Here is an 18,375-nt window from a genome sequence, read left to right on the forward strand (position 1 = left end):
AATCGCTCAAAAAACCAACTACTTTCAAAAAAGTATTTGGTTTTTCTGTTTTTTAAGCGGTGTATCATTGTTTGGATAAAGGCTCTTGAGTAGAAAGCTCTGTTTTAGCTTTGGTACAAATGCCAAGCCAAATATAGCATCAATATGCCGACCAAGGCATCAAGGATATTCCACGCTTTTGGTTTGGCAAATAAAGGTTTGAGTAACCGTGCGCCATAGCCGAGTGCAAAGAAAAAGCAGAATGAAGCGCTGACTGCTCCTACTGCAAAGGCAAGCTTACTACTGGCTCCTGTTGAAACCATACCGACCAGCACCAAGGTATCTAAATAGACATGTGGATTGAGCCATGTAAAACCAAAGCATAGTAATAATGCCTTTTTTAGGCTGGTGACGACTTGTCCATCGACGGTAAGTGCGTGTGATAAGCGCATACTGGCATACAAGCTTTGCAGTCCGTAACCTAATAAGAATATGACGCCCGCGACCTTGGCAATATTGACCAATTGCGGGTAGCGTGCCGTTACCGCGCCAAAACCGCCAACGCCAGCTGAAATCAACAACGCATCACTGACGGCGCAGAACAGACAGACAAAAAATATGTGCTCGCGTTTCAGTCCTTGTTTTAGAACAAAGGCATTTTGTGAACCAATAGCGATAATCAGGGATAAGCCAAGCAAAAAACCAGAACTGTAATCGGTGATATTCATAATGACTGTTTTATCCTTTAAAAATGCTGACGTTTGCTTACTGGTAGTATGGCAAAAAGCTGTTAAGATAAGGGATTGAATGGTCAAATGCAATCAGTAAATGGGCGAGGAGCAGGGTAAGTTATGGTCATAAGTTTGACAAGAATGCTACAGTCATTTGGGCAAGCACATGATGACCTGCCAACCGCCGCTGCTAAAAATGCTCAGCAAGCGGCTGCCAATAAACTTACTAATAATAAAAATGATGTCAATACTTCAACGCCTCATGCTTCGCCGCTTACTGAGCCGCAGCGTACCGAACGTATTTGCGATGCTTTAGCGCAAGTGTCTGATATTCGCGCGCCGACGCCATTGACCGATCGTACTCAAATGCGACCGAGTAATAGACCACCTTTTGACCCAGATACCTTATGGTTTCTTAAACATGGACGCTGTCCGATTATGACTGAGCTTGTGAATGTGGTCGATGCAGCCACGCTAAATGCTATGCCAATTGAGGCAGTTGCTATTTTAGATAGAATCAATGGCAAATTAAAACGCTATCGTGAATGGAGTAGCGAGCTTAATGATGAGCAAAAGCAGCAACATAATGAGCGGCAGTTTGTCATTGATAAGCTGATATCTGAAAGTATTCCAGAAGCCTTGCATCATTACGAGCAGCTGCAACGTTTTAGTCCACATCGTACGAAGAATAATGTAGTACAGGGTAAAATGACTGCAGGCGATATGCTGACGGATTTGTTTTTAGAGATTGATTATGAGCTTGATGAATTGTTAGAGGAGCTGCATCAAACGGTGATGAATCGTCTGGCTTCAACCCATCGTTATGTTAAAAGCCGTACGCAAAATTAGGCGCCATTTTTCTATTCTGCTAAAAAATAAGCGTCAGCAAACACAAACAACTCAATGCATAACAATATAGGGCTTTAATAGAGCCTTATTTTTTTGTTTAATAAAATCATTAAATACTATATTCAGTCTTAAATAAGAGAAATATGAATATTATAAAGTGCTACTAGGATTAATTTTCGTAGCCTCTGTCTGCGTAGGCACAGTAAGCAAGAAAATTGATCCTAGTAGCGCTGTGTTCTTGCAAAAGTGGAGCAACCATATCAAGAATAATAATAAATTTGCCAATTAATACTATTAAATAATAAGGATAATTTTATGACTCAAATCACTGCCATGTTTGTCATGCTTGTTTTATATGGAGTGTTACCCGCAGCAGGTCTATATTTAGGCTATCGTGGTATCAAAAAGGTGACAGCACCCAAAATGCTAGCGTATAAAGCGATGCCGCAATTGGGTTATATTCCTGAGAAAAGCTTACCAGTTGATGTCAAAGCTGCATTGACCCAAATTAATGAAAAAGGTGAAAAGCTGCGACTTATTTATGGTGATACCAATAATGATGGCAAGATAGATGATAGCGATGCAGTTAACGAAACCTATATTACCATTCAAAATCTGATGGATAAACATGTACCACAAGCAGTAGCAGATTATCGCCGTTTACATGACTTAGATGTTGGGGATGGCGCACTTTCTGATACCACAAAAATTAAGCATTCTGATGTCACAGGTAAAGAAGCGCTGTTGGATGTATTAAAAACCATTAATATCCAGTTTGATGACTTGCTTAATGCATCCTATCATCAAGATGGACAAAAACTACTGGCAACCAATCTATATCTACAACAGCGTTTTGACAATCCTAATGTAGATATAGATACGCAGTTGTTTGACCATGCTGATAAAGTAGAGACGATCAAAAAACTTGCGGACGATACTGTTAGTAAAGATATGAGATAGAGAGTAGTAAATAGTTAAGAGAATCAATGACGGTTAAACGATTAAGAGTAAAATGCTATGAGTGTATTAATAGGCGTTGGTGTCATAACGACAATGAGCATCTTCTATCTAAGTAGAAAAGGCTGGCATGCTTTTCATAAAGCGGTCGGCATTACGCCAGGTGTACTCATTTATCAAAATACTAATGTACCATTATCGTTATCTAATATAAGCTGGCAACAATTAAATTTTAATAAAAAGCATCTTAAAGCTTTAGCAGATAATCAGCTACGCCAGCTACAACATATTGATGAAAAGGTAGCCAGTTATTATGACTATCAGATAGAGCTAAAATCACAAGAAAAGACGCCTGAAATCACCGAAGCACAGTTCGTATTGCATAAGATGCTGCATACACGTTTACCTGAACTACTCAGTAGTTATTATCAATTGACGATTATCAAATCAAATACTAAAAGCGTTAATAATCAATCACGAGATGAAGCCGGCAAGTTGCTGCAAGACGTATTAGATAATATAGAACAACGCTTAGATAGCTTATTAGAACAAATGGAGCAGCAGCAATTACAGGATTTACGAATCATGAAAAGCTATATTGATAGTCATCATCACTAATATGTCAGTGACTAGAGAATACTCATTAATGCCACGTACAAAAAAGCTGCCAATGATTATGTATCATTGGCAGCTTTTTATTGATTATGCTAAATCTAAAACATATTAGCGTTTATCGTTGCGGTCACGTGTATTACGGGTGCCGCGACTGGCAGGACTTGCACTGCTTTTTGGTTTGGCACTACTAGTGCTACTACGATTATCGCCACGAGTATCAGTACGACGCGCTTTCAGCGGTTTATTTCTGATACGCTCTTGCTTTTCTTTAGCAGCACCATGAAGACCTGTACCATAACGCGGGCGTAAGCTCACTAGGTCTGTTAACGTATTAATGTCTTTTCTATCAAGCTCTAAGAAGCGACCTGTACGCAGCTCTTTTGGCAACGCAATATTACCATAGCTCGTACGTAATAAACGGCTGACTTTAAGACCTTGGGATTCAAATAAACGGCGAACTTCACGGTTACGACCTTCTTTAAGCTGCACATGATGCCACTTATTAACGCCTTCACCGCCGCCTTCTTTGATATCTTCAAATTTAGCCAAGCCATCCTCTAACATGACACCTGTAGTCATCGCCCGTGCCATATCTGGGGTAACATCACCCAGCACACGTACGGCATATTCACGGGTCACTTCGCTAGAAGGATGCATCAAACGATGCGCCATTTCACCATCATTGGTAAATAATAATAGACCAGTTGAGTTGATATCCAAGCGACCTACCATAACCCAACGATCATGAGTCAGCTTTGGCAAACGTTCAAATACGGTAGGACGACCTTCTGGATCATTCGCCGAGCATACTTCGCCTTCAGGTTTGTAATAAGCTAAAACGCGACGACGCTTTTCATTTTCAGAAGTATATTTGATCTGACGACCATCAACGCGAATCTCATCACCTTGTTCAACACGATCACCAATGGTTGCCGGACCATTATTGACAGTTACACGACCTGCTTTAATGACTTCTTCCATCTGACGACGTGAACCAAGTCCCATACGGGCAAGTGCTTTCTGTAATTTTTCATCTTTCATAGCGATTTCCTAGAATCGGTGGGTTTACATTTCTCAATGTATAAATTTGGACTGCATATTATACGCTATTTCTAAGGGTTATAGATATTATGTTTAATAATTTTCCACTTTAATATCTGAATAAGGTAAATAATTTTCATATCATTTGTCGGTTTAAATTGGTTAGTTAAATAAATGAGAAAAGATTTTTTATAATTTATATGAGCAATAACTATACGATAATTTTTGCTAAATATTAGGATTTTTCCATATAACCCATTTTCTGATAAATCGTAATTTCCATCAAAAATACATGATTATGGTTCAAAATTTAACCACCTATGTTATTATGGTTTTGTTTTTTTGCACATAATGCAACGCTTTGATATGGCTGTCTGATGTTTTAATGCTAGACGCTACTTATATCTATGATTTACAAAGGTCTTTTTATGTTTTTTAATTCATCAAAGTTACTAGGTATAATGTGTCTGTTGATAGTGGGTATGGTTTCAGGTTGCTCTAGTATCAATGCAGGTCTTCAAGCAGGTGAGCTGCCACCAAGTGGCGCATTCATCGCTGAAAACGGCCTTCATTTTAATATTCAACCGCTAAACCTAGCGACATTACCACCAAAACAAGCAGCCCTTCCAAACAGCAACTTAAGTCAGTTAATAAGAAACTCCGGTCGAGCAGAATATCGTATTTCTGAAGGAGATATCTTAAGTATTGTACTTACAGGCTATCCTAATATAACTCCTTTACCAGCTGGAGATGTTACTAATCCTTATGCAGCAGGTTTTCCTGTTGATCAGCAGGGGTTTGTTCAGTTTCCACTTGTTGGGCGTATCAAAGCCAGCAATATGAGTGTGACGCAGTTCACCGCTAATTTACAGAAACAGCTACAGCGTTATCTTAAATATTCAGACCCGCAGGTTAAAATTGTTAACTACCGTGGTAATAAGTTTTTTATTGATGGTGAAGTTAAACAGCCTGGCGAATTTGCGATTAATGATTCACCAGTCTCGCTATACACTGCGATTTCTATGGCCGGTGGTGCAACGCCTGCAGGTGATTCAAACAATATCGTGTTCAATCGTAAAGGCGTCAACTACAATATTGGACTTCAATCCTTACGCCAGCTAGGGGCTTCTGCCAATCAAATCTATCTTCAAGATGGCGATTCTATCCACGTTAATAGTCAAGACCGTAATAAAGTATATGTTCTAGGAGAATTTGGACGTGTAGAACCTGTACCTATCAGAGAACAAGGCATCAGTTTGGCACAAGTATTAGGTGAATCAAAGGGTCTTGATTCTAATACTGCTAATGCTGCTAAGATATATGTCGTCCGCGACAACCTTAATACAAAAACGACAGATATTTATTATGTTGATATGCAGACAATTACCAGTTTTGCGCTTGCCAATCGTTTTGAGATGCGTGCCAATGATATCGTATACGTCGATCCTACTGGCTTAACGCGTTGGAATCGTGTCATTAGTGCACTACTACCATCTACCTCAGCAATCAGCGTTCTTTCTGGTCTATAAATAATAGGTAATAGTTATCATGGCATTTGATCATATTCTAGTTGTGTGTGTGGGTAATATTTGTCGTAGTCCAATGGCAGAAGCACTGCTAAAGCAGCGTTTTCCTAATAAAATTATTGACTCTGCAGGTGTGGGTGCTTTGGTTGGTCATCCTGCTGATCCTGCTGCCCTAGAGATTATGTCAAAACAGCAGATTGATATTACCAGTCATATTGCTAAGCAAATTGATGAGCAGTTAGCAAAAAAAGTGGATCTTATTTTCACTATGTCAGACGGTCAAACTAAGTGGATTGAAGAACGCTGGCCTTTTTGCCGTGGTAAAACCTTTAAACTAGGTCATTGGATAAATAAAGACATTGCTGATCCTTATAAGCATGAGATAAGTGCATTCGAGACTGCACATCAAGACATTGTTGAAGGTATAAAGCAATGGGCCGATAAAGTTAGCTAAGTGGCTGTTGTGAATAAATAATTATTATAAAAGACTAATACTAAACGATTACCTCAAGTGATGAACCTACCGTTATGAATACAGATTCGAAGAATGTATCAAACTCTGCCTCTAAAGAAGACAATGACGAAATCGACTTAATGGCGCTACTTTTTGCCATTTTACGTGGCTGGAAAACCATTGTCTTTTTTGCTGTTTTGGGTTTGATAGTCGGTATCTTGTATAGTCGGTATGTAAACCCTACTTTTCAATCAGATGCATTGATCCAGATAGATGAGCAGTCAAAGGGTATTTCTGCATTAGGTTCGGATATCTCTGAGCTGATAGGATCAGAAGCTAGTAAGGCTCAAACAGAGGCAGAGCTCATTAGATCTCGTATGATATTAGAGCCTGTTGTGAATTTACTGCATCTGCGTATAAAGCTTACTGATCCTACTATCGGCTATGTTGATAGAATAAAAAATGCTGTTACGCCTACTCAAATCAATAAACCTGAAGGCGTTTCACTTAAAACACAGGATGGTGAAGTACAAGTCAGTCAATTTAATGTCTCACCAGACTACCTAAATCAAACATTTACTTTGACACGATCTGCAACAGGGTTTGTATTAAGCAATGGTTTTGATGATTTTAAAGGTCAGATTGGTCAAGCGCATCAGTTTAGAGGCACAGAAGGTCAGATTCACATTACAGTAAATAGCCTCCCAGCTGATGGCTACCCTATTAATATTACTAAGCAGTCATTACATAATACAACAAATGATATTAATAATGTGCTTTCTGTAGTTGAAAAAGGCAAGCAAACAGGCATCATTGAGATGTCGATGACAGGCCCTAATCAACAACAGGTTACATCGATATTAAAACAAATTATTGTATCCTATGTAGATCAAAATCAATCACGCGGCTCTGAGGAAACTACTCAAACTATTAATTTCATGGAAACTCAGATTCCAACATTAAAGAAAAAATTGGAAGAGTCTGAAGAAGTATTTAATAGATTCCGTAAAAAGTATGGCACGATTGATGTTAGTAAAGAAGCTGAGCTGTTGTTAACAGAGAACTCGCAAATTGATGTCCAGCTTAATGAGCTTAAGCTTAAGAAAGCTGATTTGACTACATACTATACAGAAGAGCATCCATTAGTCATTCAAATCAATGAACAGCTCAAAGTGCTCAATAGTAGAAAGCAAGACATAGATAATACCATTTTAGGGTTGCCTGAAATACAAAGAGAGTTTTTACAACTCTCTGCTGATACCGCTATTAATAGAGAAATATATTTAACTTTACTAAAAAATTACGAACAGTTAAAAATCGTTAGAGCTGGACAAATTGGTTATGCACGTATTATCGATCTACCGATTAATACTTTTAAAGCGATTGCACCGAAAAAACTGTTGATTTGGGTATTGGCTACTTTACTAGGTACGATGCTTGGTACGATGTTAGTGCTTGTTAAAAACATGCTCAGAAACGTGGTCAAAGATCCTGAGCGTCTTGAAGCTAAGACAGGCGTACCTGTTATTGCTACAATTCCACGTTCACCAATATTGACTAGGCTGGGTAGAAAAAAATCACCCAATCGACTACTTGCCTATGCAGATAATAACAGCTTAAGTTACGAAGCCATTAAAAGCTTACGTACCAACCTTATGTTTGGGATGCCAACCCAAGGAAGAGCTGGTCAGCGTGCCAAAGTTATCTTAATTACTGGTGAAAGTCCGGGAGTAGGTAAGTCTTTTATCTCCTCTAACCTGACAGAAGTATTTGCTCAATTGGATAAAAAAACCTTAATTATAGATGCAGATATGCGTTTGGGCGAGTTGCATAAAGTGTTTAATATGGACCAACATAATGGTCTGGCGGATTATTTAACGCAAGATACGACACATTTATCAAGAGATAAAACTCAGCTAGTAAAAATTGATGCTGTTCAAGAATCTAGTCATTTAGCAAGCTTTATCCATTCAACAGGTATTGATAATATTGATTTTATGCCACGGGGCGAACATCCTCGCAATCCGGCGTCGCTATTAGCTAATGGTAGCTTCGATCACTTGATGACTGAGTTAAATCTTCATTATGATTATATTATTATCGACTCACCACCGATATTGGCAGCTTCTGACGCTATGATATTAGCGCAGCATGCTGACAAAGTACTGATGGTGACACGATACGATGATTCTATAGAGGGACAATTGGTCTACGCTGTAAATCAGATGAATAAAGCCAATATAAAAGTAGATGGTATTATCTTAAATGATGTACAACAAGGCATTTTGAGCAAATATAGTTATCATTATAATTATGCTTATGGCAATAATAACTGATGTATTTTGATCATCTTGTATTGCCTTGCTTGTTAGTATTTAAACAAAATAGTTGCCTGTTATGTCAATAGATCCGAAAACAATCTCGAAAGAAGATAAGATCTCTTTTATACAGTCTAATAGTTTCGCTGAACGTACTGCTAGTATATTGTTGAGCCTACCTCGAGGCATTAAGCGTAGTATTTTGATGTTTGCTGATTTTATCATGTCAGTAGTTTGTCTTTTCTTGGCCGTTGCTGCGCGCTATGGATATCTAGACCATCATGTAAGTTTGTGGCTATTAAGCGTCAGTGCATTAATTCCAGTATTATGCCTATATGCTATTGGATTTTATAATGGCGTGGCACGTGGGTTCTTTGATGCGATGATGGGTAGCGTATTACAACTTTTCTTTGTACTCATCATTGTCGCCCAAACCGTTTTATATTTTAAATTACTACCAGGTATCCCTCGTGCAGTACCTATCTTATATCTGTTTCTATTTTTTATATGGCTATGGAATAGCCGCTTAACAATTAGAGAATTATTAGCAAGATGGCAAGGGCAAAGGCCGCAATATAAGTATGATGACTATGATAACGTTGTTATTTATGGAGCAGGAGAGGCAGGTAAAGAGCTTTTAGAAGGTTTGAAAAACTCTCATAAATATAATGTAGTGGCCTATATTGATGATGATCCGCAGCTCACCGGTGCTTATTTACTTGGTAAAAAGATTTATCCTGCTCATGAGTTGGTAAGTTTAGTGGAAGAGCTTGACCTCGCTCAGGTTTTTTTAGCGATTCCGTCTATCAGTCGTGGGCACAAAAGGCAGATTATAGATAAATTGTCTGGTATTGCTATTAAAATAAAAGAGTTGCCAAGCCTGGAAGAAATTGCTGACGAAAAAGTCACTGTCAGCAGTATGCGTAAAGTCGATATTTTAGATGTGCTAGATCGACAAACCGTCGAGCCGGACGCGAAGCTATTGCAATTGAATATTAAAGATAAGTGCATACTAGTGACGGGTGCTGGTGGATCTATCGGTAGTGAATTATGTCGCCAAGTGATTAAAAACCAGCCAAAATGTATTGTACTCTATGAGCTATCGGAATTTGCACTGTATAGTATTCATCAGGAACTAATAGCGAAACAAGCTAATGATTCTATTTATCAAGATATTGAAATCGTCGCTGTCATCGGTAGTGTAACAAATGAAGACAATTTGCTGAGAATATTTAAGCTATACAGCATACAGACAGTCTATCATGCGGCTGCTTATAAACACGTTCCGATGGTAGAGCACAATCCTTTTGAAGGCGTTATCAACAATACTAAAGGCACTTATCATTGTGCGCGCGCTGCTATTAAAGCGAATGTTGAGACATTTGTACTTATCTCTACAGATAAAGCGGTGCGCCCGACCAATGTGATGGGTGCTTCTAAGCGTTTAGCAGAGTTGGTCTGCCAAGCTTTAAGTCAGATAGATAGCCAAACCTGCATTAGTATGGTGCGCTTTGGAAATGTATTAGGTTCATCTGGTTCTGTCGTACCAGTGTTTACTAAGCAAATCCAAAAAGGTCTTCCTATCACCGTGACCCATCCTGATGTTACACGTTATTTCATGACCATTCCAGAAGCTGCAAATTTGGTGATTCAAGCAGGCGCGATGGCATCGGGGGGTGAAGTGTTTGTATTAGATATGGGTGAGCCAGTTAAGATTGTTGACCTAGCGCATAGAATGATACATTTAAGCGGTTTTGATGTTAAGGATAAAGCACATCCAAATGGTGATATAGAAGTAATTTTTACTGGACTCAGAGTAGGTGAAAAGCTGTATGAAGAGCTCATCATCGGTGAAGATAATGTTGAATCAACTGATCATCCTCTTATCATGCAAGCAATAGAGCATAGCTTTCCATTAGATGAGCTAGAATCGGTATTGTTTGAATTGAACGAAAAACAAAAACAATTCGATGTCATTTGGCTAAAACAACAGTTTAAGCAGTTTGTAGATGGCTATAAAGAAAATACAAAATAGATAAGATAAAGCAATTTAGAGAAATGACTCTAAACCTACACTTGAAATGCAAATTGATAAACGTGTCAAAGCACTTACTTAATTTTTAGCTTTAAAAAAATAGGTTTTTTTATGAAAATACTAGTTACAGGCGGCGCAGGCTTTATCGGTTCTGCTGTTATACGTCATATTATTAGTAATACTGATGACGAAGTCTTAAACATTGATAAATTAACCTATGCGGGTAATTTAGAATCTCTCAAAGAGATTGATAAGAGTGTTAGATATAAATTTCAACAGATTGATATATGTGACAAAGAGGCGTTAGAAAAAGCATTCAATAGCTTTAAACCCAATCTTGTGATGCATTTAGCAGCAGAGTCACATGTAGATCGCTCTATCGATGGACCTGCTGAATTTATTAATACTAATATTGTCGGTACGTATCATTTATTAGAAGTCGCGCGTCAATACTGGCAAACGCTTGATGACATAAGCAAGCAACAGTTTAAATTCCACCATATCTCTACCGATGAAGTGTATGGCGATCTAGAGGGAAGGACAGATTTATTTACTGAAACCACCCCTTATGCGCCAAGTTCACCTTACTCGGCGTCCAAAGCTAGCTCTGATCATTTGGTTCGAGCTTGGCATCGTACTTATGGTTTTCCTATTTTAGTTACTAACTGCTCTAATAATTATGGTCCTTACCATTTCCCTGAAAAACTTATTCCGTTAGTTATCTTAAATGCTCTAGACGGCAAAGCGTTGCCTATTTATGGTAAAGGCAATCAAATACGGGACTGGTTATTTGTAGAGGATCATGCGCGTGCTCTATACAAAGTGGTCACTGAAGGGAAGATTGGTGAGACTTATAATATCGGTGGGCATAACGAAAAACAAAATATTGAAGTGGTCAAAACGATCTGTCGCATCTTGGACGAGCTAAAACCACAAGAAAATGGTCAGCCCTACGAGTCTTTAATTACGTTTGTAAAAGACCGCCCAGGACATGACTTGCGCTATGCTATTGATGCAAGCAAAATTGCCAATGAGTTAAATTGGACACCGACCGAGACGTTTGATAGCGGTATCAGAAAAACAGTCGAATGGTATTTGAATAATATGGACTGGTGTAGTCGCGTTCAAGATGGCAGATACCAACGTGAAAGACTAGGAGCAGGTGAGTAATGAATACAAAAGGTATTATTTTAGCAGGCGGCTCAGGTACGCGTCTTTATCCCATTACTAAGGGTGTTTCTAAGCAGCTGTTACCTATCTATGATAAACCGATGATTTATTATCCGTTATCTGTATTGATGCTCGCAGGTATTTGTGAGGTGCTTATTATCAGCACACCAGATGACATAGATGGTTTTAAGCGCTTACTCGGAGATGGTCAAGAGCTTGGCATCGATATCAGTTATGCGGTTCAACCGAGTCCAGATGGCTTGGCTCAAGCCTTTATTATCGGTGAAGACTTTATTGGTGATAGTAATGTCTGCCTAGTACTCGGTGACAATATCTTTTATGGTCAAGGCTTTACCCCATTACTCCGTCAAGCGGTCAATCGTCAAAAAGGTGCAACCGTCTTTGGCTATCAAGTAAAAGACCCTGAACGTTTTGGCGTCGTGGCATTTGATGAAGATAAGCGCGCGATTTCAATAGAAGAAAAGCCTGTCAAGCCTAAATCTAATTATGCAGTAACTGGTTTATATTTCTATGATAACGATGTCATAGAGATTGCGAAGAAGGTAAAGCCTTCTGAACGAGGCGAAGTCGAGATTACTACGGTCAATCAGATGTATATGGAACGTGGTGATCTAAGTGTGGAACTACTAGGTCGTGGATTTGCTTGGCTAGATACGGGTACACATGAGAGCTTATTAGAAGCTGCACAGTTTGTAGAGACTATTGAAAAGCGTCAAGGTTATAAAGTTGCCTGCTTAGAAGAAATTGCCCTCAATAACGGCTGGCTGACCAAACATCAAGTGGCTGAGATTGGTCAGTCAATGAGTAAGAATACATATGGTCAGTATCTAATGTCTTTAACAAGTGAATAGTCATGAGTTTAATAAAGCTAGTTGATTTACCAAGTTTTGGTGATGAAAGAGGTGGCTTGATCGCGATTGAGTCTGACCGATCCATCCCATTTCAAATAAAGCGTTTGTATTATATATTTGGCACTCAGTCAGGAGTCTCGCGTGGTTTCCATGCGCATCACAACCTAGAACAGATTGCGGTCTGTGTCAAAGGCAGCTGTCGTATGATCCTAGATGATGGACAGTATCGGGAGGAGGTTTGGCTCGATACACCAAATAAAGGGTTATTGATTGGTGATTTGATATGGCGAGAAATGCATGATTTTAGTGATGATTGTGTGCTCTTAGTATTGGCCAGTGAGCATTATGATGAAGCTGATTATATTCGTAATTACAAAGAATTTTTAAAGGTAGCCATATGATTGTAATAGCGGGTAAAAACGATATCGCTGTTCATGGTCTTTTATTGGCGCTTGAACATTTTGATCTTAGTGAAATTATTGTTATTGTTAATAAAAACGATAGAGGCGATGATGGCTGGCAACGCTCATTACTTAAAATCGCCAAAGATAAAGATATAGTAGTAAAAAATTTAAATGAAGTTTATGAAACTGAAATTGATTTCTTTTTTTCATTAGAATTTGATCAAATTGTTAAGCCAGAAAAGTTAAAAACAGACAAAATATATAATATACATTTTTCGGAGCTTCCTAAGTATAAAGGTATGTATACTTCAGTTTGGCCAATATTATATGCAGACAGTCAGTCAGGTGTCACTTTGCATAAAATAGATAGAGGTATAGACACTGGTGATATTATAGCTCAGAAAATATTCAAATTATCTGCAAATGATCGAAGTCAAGATTGCTACAGAAAATACATAGATAACTCTAAGGATTTACTTTCAGAGTGGTTTGTCAAAATTATAAATAATAAAATACAGCCAAAGAAACAGTTGGCTATAAATTCTACGTATTTTTCTAAAAAAACTATAGATTACTCGGATTTGTCAATTGATTTTGATAAAACAGCTTGGCAAATTCAAAGGCAAATATATGCATTTAGTTTTCGTCCTTATCAGCTTTTAAGTATGGCTGGGAAAAATATATCTGATATAAAAATTAAGCTTGAAAAGTCGAGCTTAAAACCAGGTACTATCATTTTTGAAAATGAGGATTTTTTTATAGTATCAACCATAGATTACGATATAGAACTATATTGTGATAAATTAGATCTTTTTTTAGAAGCAATTCCGACTATGAGTATTGATATTTTTTCTAAAAATCTGATAACAACTTTAGGCGTTAATGATCGTAATGGCAAAGGGTGGTCACCCATAATAGTTGCCGCCTATCATGGCAGGCGTGAATTAGTTAATTTTTTACTTCAAAACGGCGCAAATATAAATGATAGAAATTATCGTGGAACTACAGTCCTTATGTATGCTAAAGACTATGCTTTAGAAAATAATGATAGTGATTTTTTCAAGTATTTGATTGAACAAGGGGCTGATATATCGTTGAAAGATTGGTCCGGTAAGAGTCTGTATGAGTATATTAATAATGATCAAGCAAAGCTTTTGGGAGTATGAACTTGAGCATTCCATTTTTAGATTTGAGAAGTGTAAATCAGCAATACCGAACAGAATTAATTGCAGCGTGTACTCGTGTTATTGACTCAGGCTGGTATATCGGTGGTAGTGAGCTTGAACAATTCGAGCAGCAATTTGCTAATTACTGCGGAACGAAATATGCAATTGGTGTAGCTAACGGCTTGGATGCTCTTATCTTGACACTGCGAGCATGGAAAGAATTAGGTAAGCTCAAAGATGGTGATGAAGTTATCGTACCGTCTAATACTTATATAGCAAGTATATTGGCGATTAGCGCTAATAATTTAACCCCTGTTCTAGTAGAGCCGTGTGTAGACAGCTTCAATATCGATTCTAAAAAAATCGAATCGGCTATTACCAGTAAAACAAAAGCGATACTTCCAGTGCATTTATATGGGCAACTAGCCGATATGCCAGCTATTACGGATATTGCTAAGCGTCATGGTTTATTAGTGTTAGAAGACTCTGCGCAAGCCCATGGTGCCTCTATAGATGGTAAAAGAGCAGGAAGTTGGGGTGACGTTTCAGGTTTTAGTTTTTACCCTGGTAAAAACCTTGGCGCATTGGGTGATGCTGGAGCAATTACTACCAGTGATGAAGAGCTTGCTGATACCTTACGTGCCTTACGCAATTATGGCTCACACGAAAAATATAAAAACCTATTTCAGGGTGTCAACAGTCGGTTAGATGAGATCCAAGCGGCGATGCTTAATGTAAAGCTGAACCATCTTGATACTGAAATTATGCACCGTCGTAAAGTGGCGAATAGTTATCTGCAAGGTATTAATAATCCATCTATTACCTTACCTACTCACGAAGGCGACTCTCATGTTTGGCATGTCTTCGTGATCCGCTGTGAACGTAGAGATGAGTTGCAAAAATACTTGGCTGATAATGGCGTTCAGACACTCATTCATTATCCAGTGCCACCGCATCAACAGCCTGCATATAAAGAATGGAATGAGCTAAGTTATCCTATTTCTGAAAACATTCATGCAGAGGTGTTGAGTTTGCCTATTGGACCTACCATGACTATGGAAGACGTCAACACAGTCGTTCAGATATGTAATGAGTTCCAGTTATAAATGAATTTACTCAAAACTAGCGCACTTAACGGTATAGCGGTCTTAATTAAGACCGCTACAATGTTTATCTTAAATAAAGTACTTGCGGTATACGTCGGCCCTTCTGGTTATGCCGTTATAGGTCAATTTCAAAACTTTATTCAGATAGTGACCAGCTTTGCCGGTGGGGCGATAAATACAGCGGTAATCAAATATACGGCACAATATTATGAAGATGAGAACCGACAAAGAGCTATTTGGCGAACAGCAGGAAGTATCGTACTGCTATTTAGCATAGTCATTGCTTTTCTAATACTAATATCACAACGGCAACTGTCTGTTTATATCTTTCAAACGGATAAATTTCAATCTGTATTCGTATGGTTTGCAGTTTTTTTACTATTCTTTAATTTTAATGCGCTATTTTTAGCGATACTGAATGGTAAAAAAGAGATACTTAAACTTGTTATAGCTAATATTGCGGGGAGTGTATTTTCTTTAGCAATAACAGGGGTTTTAGCATTTAAGTTTGGCTTATATGGAGCACTAGTAGCGTTATCGATATATCAATCGACAGCATTCCTAGTGACTTTGGTTTTATGTTATAAAGCTGACTGGTTTAAATTTAAATATCTGTTTGGCAAGATAGATCCAGAAATTACGAGAAAGTTTGCAGGTTTTGCACTAATGGCATTGACCAGTGCACTCTGTGTGCCTCTATCGCAAATTGCTATTCGTACCTATATGATAGGTGAGTTTGGTATAGAGTATGCCGGTTATTGGGAGGCTATGATTCGTCTTAGTGGGGCTTATCTAATGTTGATAACTACTACTTTGAGCGTATATTATTTACCAAGGTTGTCAGAATTATCAGCCATAAGTGATATTAAAAAAGAAGTGTATCTAGGATATAAGGTTATTTTTCCAGTTGCGTTATTAGGTGCGATGCTTGTTTACCTTTTAAGAGATTGGATAATTGGGTTATTATTTACCGACGCCTTTTTACCTATGCGCGACTTATTCTTATGGCAGATGATTGGAGATTCTCTTAAGATTGGCAGTTGGATACTAGCCTATCTAATGCTAAGTAAAGCGATGACTAAATTATTTATAATAACAGAAATCATTTGTTCGATTTTACTAGTTATTTTCACTTACTTATTTACTCAGATATTTGGTTTTGAAGGTGTATCTATTGCATATTTAGTAAACTATGCTATTTACTGGTTATTAATGGGGTTGTTTGTGTTTAAAACACTTAGAAGTAAGGAGAGTAGTTATGCAGTGTAGTCAGCCTTTAGTCTCTGTAGTCATTCCTAGCTATAACCATGAGCAGTTTGTACAGGATACAATCCAAAGCGTGATTGATCAAGATTATGAAAATATAGAATTGATAATTATAGATGATGGTTCAAAAGATAATTCGGTTATAAAAATTCAAGAGATGGTTGAGTGTTGCAAACAAAGATTTACAAGATTTGAATTTAGAAGTAGAGCTAATATTGGGCTTAGTGCGACTCTGAATGAAGCATTGGAATGGTGTGAGGGCGAGTATTTTTCAGCGCTTGCTTCAGATGATCAAATGCTTAATTATAAAACAAGAAGACAAGTAAGATATTTAGAAACGCACAATAGATTTGTAGCTGTTTTTGGTGCAGTACAATTAATAGATGAAAATGATCAAAAATTAGAAAAACTAGTAAGTAAAGCAAGATCGTACAGTTTTGAAGATATCATAATGCATAGACATAACTTACTTGCGCCTACTCAGATGATTAGAAAAAAAGTTATTAAAGACGTAGGCGGTTATAATGCAAACCTATTTATTGAAGATTGGTATATGTGGTTACTTCTTAGCAGGGAAGGAGAGATTTTTAGTATGAATGAAATTTTCGCTCTGTATAGGCAGCATGATAATAACATATCTAAAAACTTAAAAAAGATGCGAGAAGGTAGACTTGAAATTTTAGAAATGTTTAAAGAACATAATTTATATGAAAAAGCAATAAGGAATTTACGTTGGGTTAATGATTTTGAATTATTCTCCAATCATAAAACTATTAAAAATCTCTTAAATTTATCTTGTAGAAATCCTTTAAGGTTTATACAGGCTTCTTTTATGAAACTCAGTAAAGTGAGGACTATAAAATGAGTCACCCCTTCTTCAGTATCATTATACCTATTTATAATATTGATTCTTATTTAAGAGAATGTATTGAAAGTGTTTTAAAACAAAGTTTTAAAAACTTTGAAATAATATTAGTTAATGATGGCTCGACTGATAAATCACTGCAAATATGTCAGGAGTATCAATTAAAAGACAGTAGAGTTAAGTTAATAGATAAAGTGAATGAGGGCTTGGCAGAAACTAGAAATAAGGGGATAAATATCTCTCAAGGTAAGTATTTAATTTTTTTAGATGGCGATGATCATTTGGAAAAAACAGGAGGTATGCTTTCGGAAATACATGCTCTTCTTTTGAATAGTGAAATTGATGTTTTATTCTTCAACTTGGTTGCTTTCAGTTTAAACCTAGACTTTACATATAATATTCATAAAATAAGGAAAATAAAAAAAATAGAAGCCACGAGTGATTTAGATACTTTTTTTAAAAAGAGAGTATACCTAGCTTCTGCCTGTAATAAAATAGTTAAGAGAGAGATTATATTTAGAAACTCTTTAAAGTTCCCAGAAGATATGTTAAGTGAAGATATTAAATGGTGTGGTGATTTATTGAAATATGCTGATAATATAACTTTTCATCCAATTGATTTTTATTTTTATCGACAAGGAAGAGAAGGCTCTATTACATTTAAAACTTCAAAAAAAAATCTAATGGATATAGCTAGGCAAGTTAGATCTCATTATGAGTCTTCTATTGAATATAGTGGAAGTAAGGAAAAGTATATTAATGAGTTTTATTCATTCTATTACTTAAGTTGTATTAAGCAGATGTGTGAGCATAATGAATTTAGTGAAGAGGAAATAATCTATATTCTTGCTCCTTATAAATTATACTTAACTTTTAGCCTAGAGAAAAGAGTGGTTTTTTTTAGGATATTAGTTAAGATGATAGGTTTTAAATTTACAATTAAGGTTCTTAGATTATTTCTACTTAAAGAGTAAAGTATTGAAGTTTAATATTTTTCGGCAAGATGTTACTAATTTTTTTT

17 protein-coding genes are annotated in these 18,375 nt (G+C 37.1%); 15 read left to right on the plus strand and 2 right to left on the minus strand.

The window, feature by feature from the left end:
* Nucleotides 1-104: 104 nt before the first annotated feature.
* Nucleotides 105-707, minus strand: a complete 603-nt coding sequence (locus tag M0221_RS03230) for a LysE/ArgO family amino acid transporter (protein ID WP_483284332.1) — start codon at nt 705-707, stop codon at nt 105-107.
* Nucleotides 708-851: 144 nt separating this feature from the next.
* On the opposite strand from M0221_RS03230, the gene M0221_RS03235 reads away from it, so the two are divergent.
* The 3 genes from M0221_RS03235 to M0221_RS03245 all read left to right on the plus strand — a co-directional run bounded on the left by M0221_RS03235 (nt 852) and on the right by M0221_RS03245 (nt 3,134).
* The gene (locus M0221_RS03235; RefSeq protein ID WP_483284746.1) at nt 852-1,559 is read left to right on the plus strand and encodes a hypothetical protein; all 708 of its coding nucleotides are present in this window, start codon (nt 852-854) and stop codon (nt 1,557-1,559) included.
* A 315-nt stretch (nt 1,560-1,874) separates the two neighbouring features.
* On the plus strand, nt 1,875-2,519 hold the full coding sequence (locus M0221_RS03240) for a hypothetical protein (protein WP_483284333.1): 645 nt from the start codon (nt 1,875-1,877) through the stop codon (nt 2,517-2,519).
* Between the two features lie 57 nt (nt 2,520-2,576).
* Nucleotides 2,577-3,134 (plus strand): hypothetical protein, encoded by a 558-nt coding sequence (locus M0221_RS03245; RefSeq protein ID WP_483284334.1) that lies wholly within the window; start codon nt 2,577-2,579, stop codon nt 3,132-3,134.
* A 105-nt stretch (nt 3,135-3,239) separates the two neighbouring features.
* Here M0221_RS03245 and rluB read toward each other — a convergent pair whose 3' ends face one another.
* Nucleotides 3,240-4,172, minus strand: a complete 933-nt coding sequence (gene rluB, locus M0221_RS03250; RefSeq protein ID WP_483284335.1) for a 23S rRNA pseudouridine(2605) synthase RluB — start codon at nt 4,170-4,172, stop codon at nt 3,240-3,242.
* Nucleotides 4,173-4,600: 428 nt separating this feature from the next.
* Between rluB and M0221_RS03255 the strand changes: the two genes are divergently transcribed.
* From M0221_RS03255 to M0221_RS03310, 12 genes are all read left to right on the plus strand, one after another.
* Nucleotides 4,601-5,701: a polysaccharide biosynthesis/export family protein gene (locus M0221_RS03255; RefSeq protein WP_483284336.1), complete on the plus strand. Its 1,101-nt coding sequence runs from the start codon at nt 4,601-4,603 to the stop codon at nt 5,699-5,701.
* Between the two features lie 19 nt (nt 5,702-5,720).
* Nucleotides 5,721-6,152: a low molecular weight protein-tyrosine-phosphatase gene (locus M0221_RS03260; protein ID WP_149409809.1), complete on the plus strand. Its 432-nt coding sequence runs from the start codon at nt 5,721-5,723 to the stop codon at nt 6,150-6,152.
* A 74-nt stretch (nt 6,153-6,226) separates the two neighbouring features.
* A complete protein-coding gene (locus M0221_RS03265; RefSeq protein WP_263240549.1) occupies nt 6,227-8,488 on the plus strand; it encodes a polysaccharide biosynthesis tyrosine autokinase in 2,262 nt (753 codons plus the stop codon).
* 61 nt (nt 8,489-8,549) lie between these two features.
* A complete protein-coding gene (locus M0221_RS03270; RefSeq protein ID WP_483284337.1) occupies nt 8,550-10,505 on the plus strand; it encodes a polysaccharide biosynthesis protein in 1,956 nt (651 codons plus the stop codon).
* 111 nt (nt 10,506-10,616) lie between these two features.
* Entirely contained in the window at nt 10,617-11,675 is a 1,059-nt protein-coding gene (gene rfbB, locus M0221_RS03275; RefSeq protein ID WP_483284338.1) for a dTDP-glucose 4,6-dehydratase, read from the plus strand.
* Entirely contained in the window at nt 11,675-12,547 is an 873-nt protein-coding gene (rfbA, locus tag M0221_RS03280; RefSeq protein ID WP_483284339.1) for a glucose-1-phosphate thymidylyltransferase RfbA, read from the plus strand. Before rfbB ends, rfbA begins: the two co-directional genes overlap by 1 nt.
* Before the next feature lie 2 nt (nt 12,548-12,549).
* Nucleotides 12,550-12,948: a sugar 3,4-ketoisomerase gene (locus M0221_RS03285; protein ID WP_483284340.1), complete on the plus strand. Its 399-nt coding sequence runs from the start codon at nt 12,550-12,552 to the stop codon at nt 12,946-12,948.
* Nucleotides 12,945-14,117 (plus strand): formyltransferase family protein, encoded by a 1,173-nt coding sequence (locus tag M0221_RS03290; protein WP_483284341.1) that lies wholly within the window; start codon nt 12,945-12,947, stop codon nt 14,115-14,117. Before M0221_RS03285 ends, M0221_RS03290 begins: the two co-directional genes overlap by 4 nt.
* Entirely contained in the window at nt 14,114-15,223 is a 1,110-nt protein-coding gene (locus M0221_RS03295; RefSeq protein WP_483284342.1) for a DegT/DnrJ/EryC1/StrS family aminotransferase, read from the plus strand. The genes M0221_RS03290 and M0221_RS03295 overlap by 4 nt, the downstream gene beginning before the upstream one ends.
* Nucleotides 15,224-16,492: an O-antigen translocase gene (locus M0221_RS03300; RefSeq protein ID WP_483284343.1), complete on the plus strand. Its 1,269-nt coding sequence runs from the start codon at nt 15,224-15,226 to the stop codon at nt 16,490-16,492.
* Nucleotides 16,482-17,354 (plus strand): glycosyltransferase family 2 protein, encoded by an 873-nt coding sequence (locus M0221_RS03305; RefSeq protein ID WP_483284344.1) that lies wholly within the window; start codon nt 16,482-16,484, stop codon nt 17,352-17,354. Before M0221_RS03300 ends, M0221_RS03305 begins: the two co-directional genes overlap by 11 nt.
* Nucleotides 17,351-18,328: a glycosyltransferase family 2 protein gene (locus M0221_RS03310; protein ID WP_483284345.1), complete on the plus strand. Its 978-nt coding sequence runs from the start codon at nt 17,351-17,353 to the stop codon at nt 18,326-18,328. The genes M0221_RS03305 and M0221_RS03310 overlap by 4 nt, the downstream gene beginning before the upstream one ends.
* The last annotated feature ends 47 nt before the right edge of the window (nt 18,329-18,375 follow it).

It is taken from the genome of Psychrobacter sp. ANT206 (genome assembly GCF_056880555.1).

Excerpts from the sequence above, each read along its gene's own strand:
- M0221_RS03230 (WP_483284332.1), bottom strand. The coding sequence starts at position 707 with ATGAATATCACCGATTACAGTTCTGGTTTTTTGCTTGGCTTATCCCTG.
- M0221_RS03235 (WP_483284746.1), top strand. The coding sequence starts at position 852 with ATGCTACAGTCATTTGGGCAAGCACATGATGACCTGCCAACCGCCGCT.
- M0221_RS03240 (WP_483284333.1), top strand. The coding sequence starts at position 1,875 with ATGACTCAAATCACTGCCATGTTTGTCATGCTTGTTTTATATGGAGTG.
- M0221_RS03245 (WP_483284334.1), top strand. The coding sequence starts at position 2,577 with ATGAGTGTATTAATAGGCGTTGGTGTCATAACGACAATGAGCATCTTC.
- rluB (WP_483284335.1), bottom strand. The coding sequence starts at position 4,172 with ATGAAAGATGAAAAATTACAGAAAGCACTTGCCCGTATGGGACTTGGT.
- M0221_RS03255 (WP_483284336.1), top strand. The coding sequence starts at position 4,601 with ATGTTTTTTAATTCATCAAAGTTACTAGGTATAATGTGTCTGTTGATA.
- M0221_RS03260 (WP_149409809.1), top strand. The coding sequence starts at position 5,721 with ATGGCATTTGATCATATTCTAGTTGTGTGTGTGGGTAATATTTGTCGT.
- M0221_RS03265 (WP_263240549.1), top strand. The coding sequence starts at position 6,227 with ATGAATACAGATTCGAAGAATGTATCAAACTCTGCCTCTAAAGAAGAC.
- M0221_RS03270 (WP_483284337.1), top strand. The coding sequence starts at position 8,550 with ATGTCAATAGATCCGAAAACAATCTCGAAAGAAGATAAGATCTCTTTT.
- rfbB (WP_483284338.1), top strand. The coding sequence starts at position 10,617 with ATGAAAATACTAGTTACAGGCGGCGCAGGCTTTATCGGTTCTGCTGTT.
- rfbA (WP_483284339.1), top strand. The coding sequence starts at position 11,675 with ATGAATACAAAAGGTATTATTTTAGCAGGCGGCTCAGGTACGCGTCTT.
- M0221_RS03285 (WP_483284340.1), top strand. The coding sequence starts at position 12,550 with ATGAGTTTAATAAAGCTAGTTGATTTACCAAGTTTTGGTGATGAAAGA.
- M0221_RS03290 (WP_483284341.1), top strand. The coding sequence starts at position 12,945 with ATGATTGTAATAGCGGGTAAAAACGATATCGCTGTTCATGGTCTTTTA.
- M0221_RS03295 (WP_483284342.1), top strand. The coding sequence starts at position 14,114 with ATGAACTTGAGCATTCCATTTTTAGATTTGAGAAGTGTAAATCAGCAA.
- M0221_RS03300 (WP_483284343.1), top strand. The coding sequence starts at position 15,224 with ATGAATTTACTCAAAACTAGCGCACTTAACGGTATAGCGGTCTTAATT.
- M0221_RS03305 (WP_483284344.1), top strand. The coding sequence starts at position 16,482 with ATGCAGTGTAGTCAGCCTTTAGTCTCTGTAGTCATTCCTAGCTATAAC.
- M0221_RS03310 (WP_483284345.1), top strand. The coding sequence starts at position 17,351 with ATGAGTCACCCCTTCTTCAGTATCATTATACCTATTTATAATATTGAT.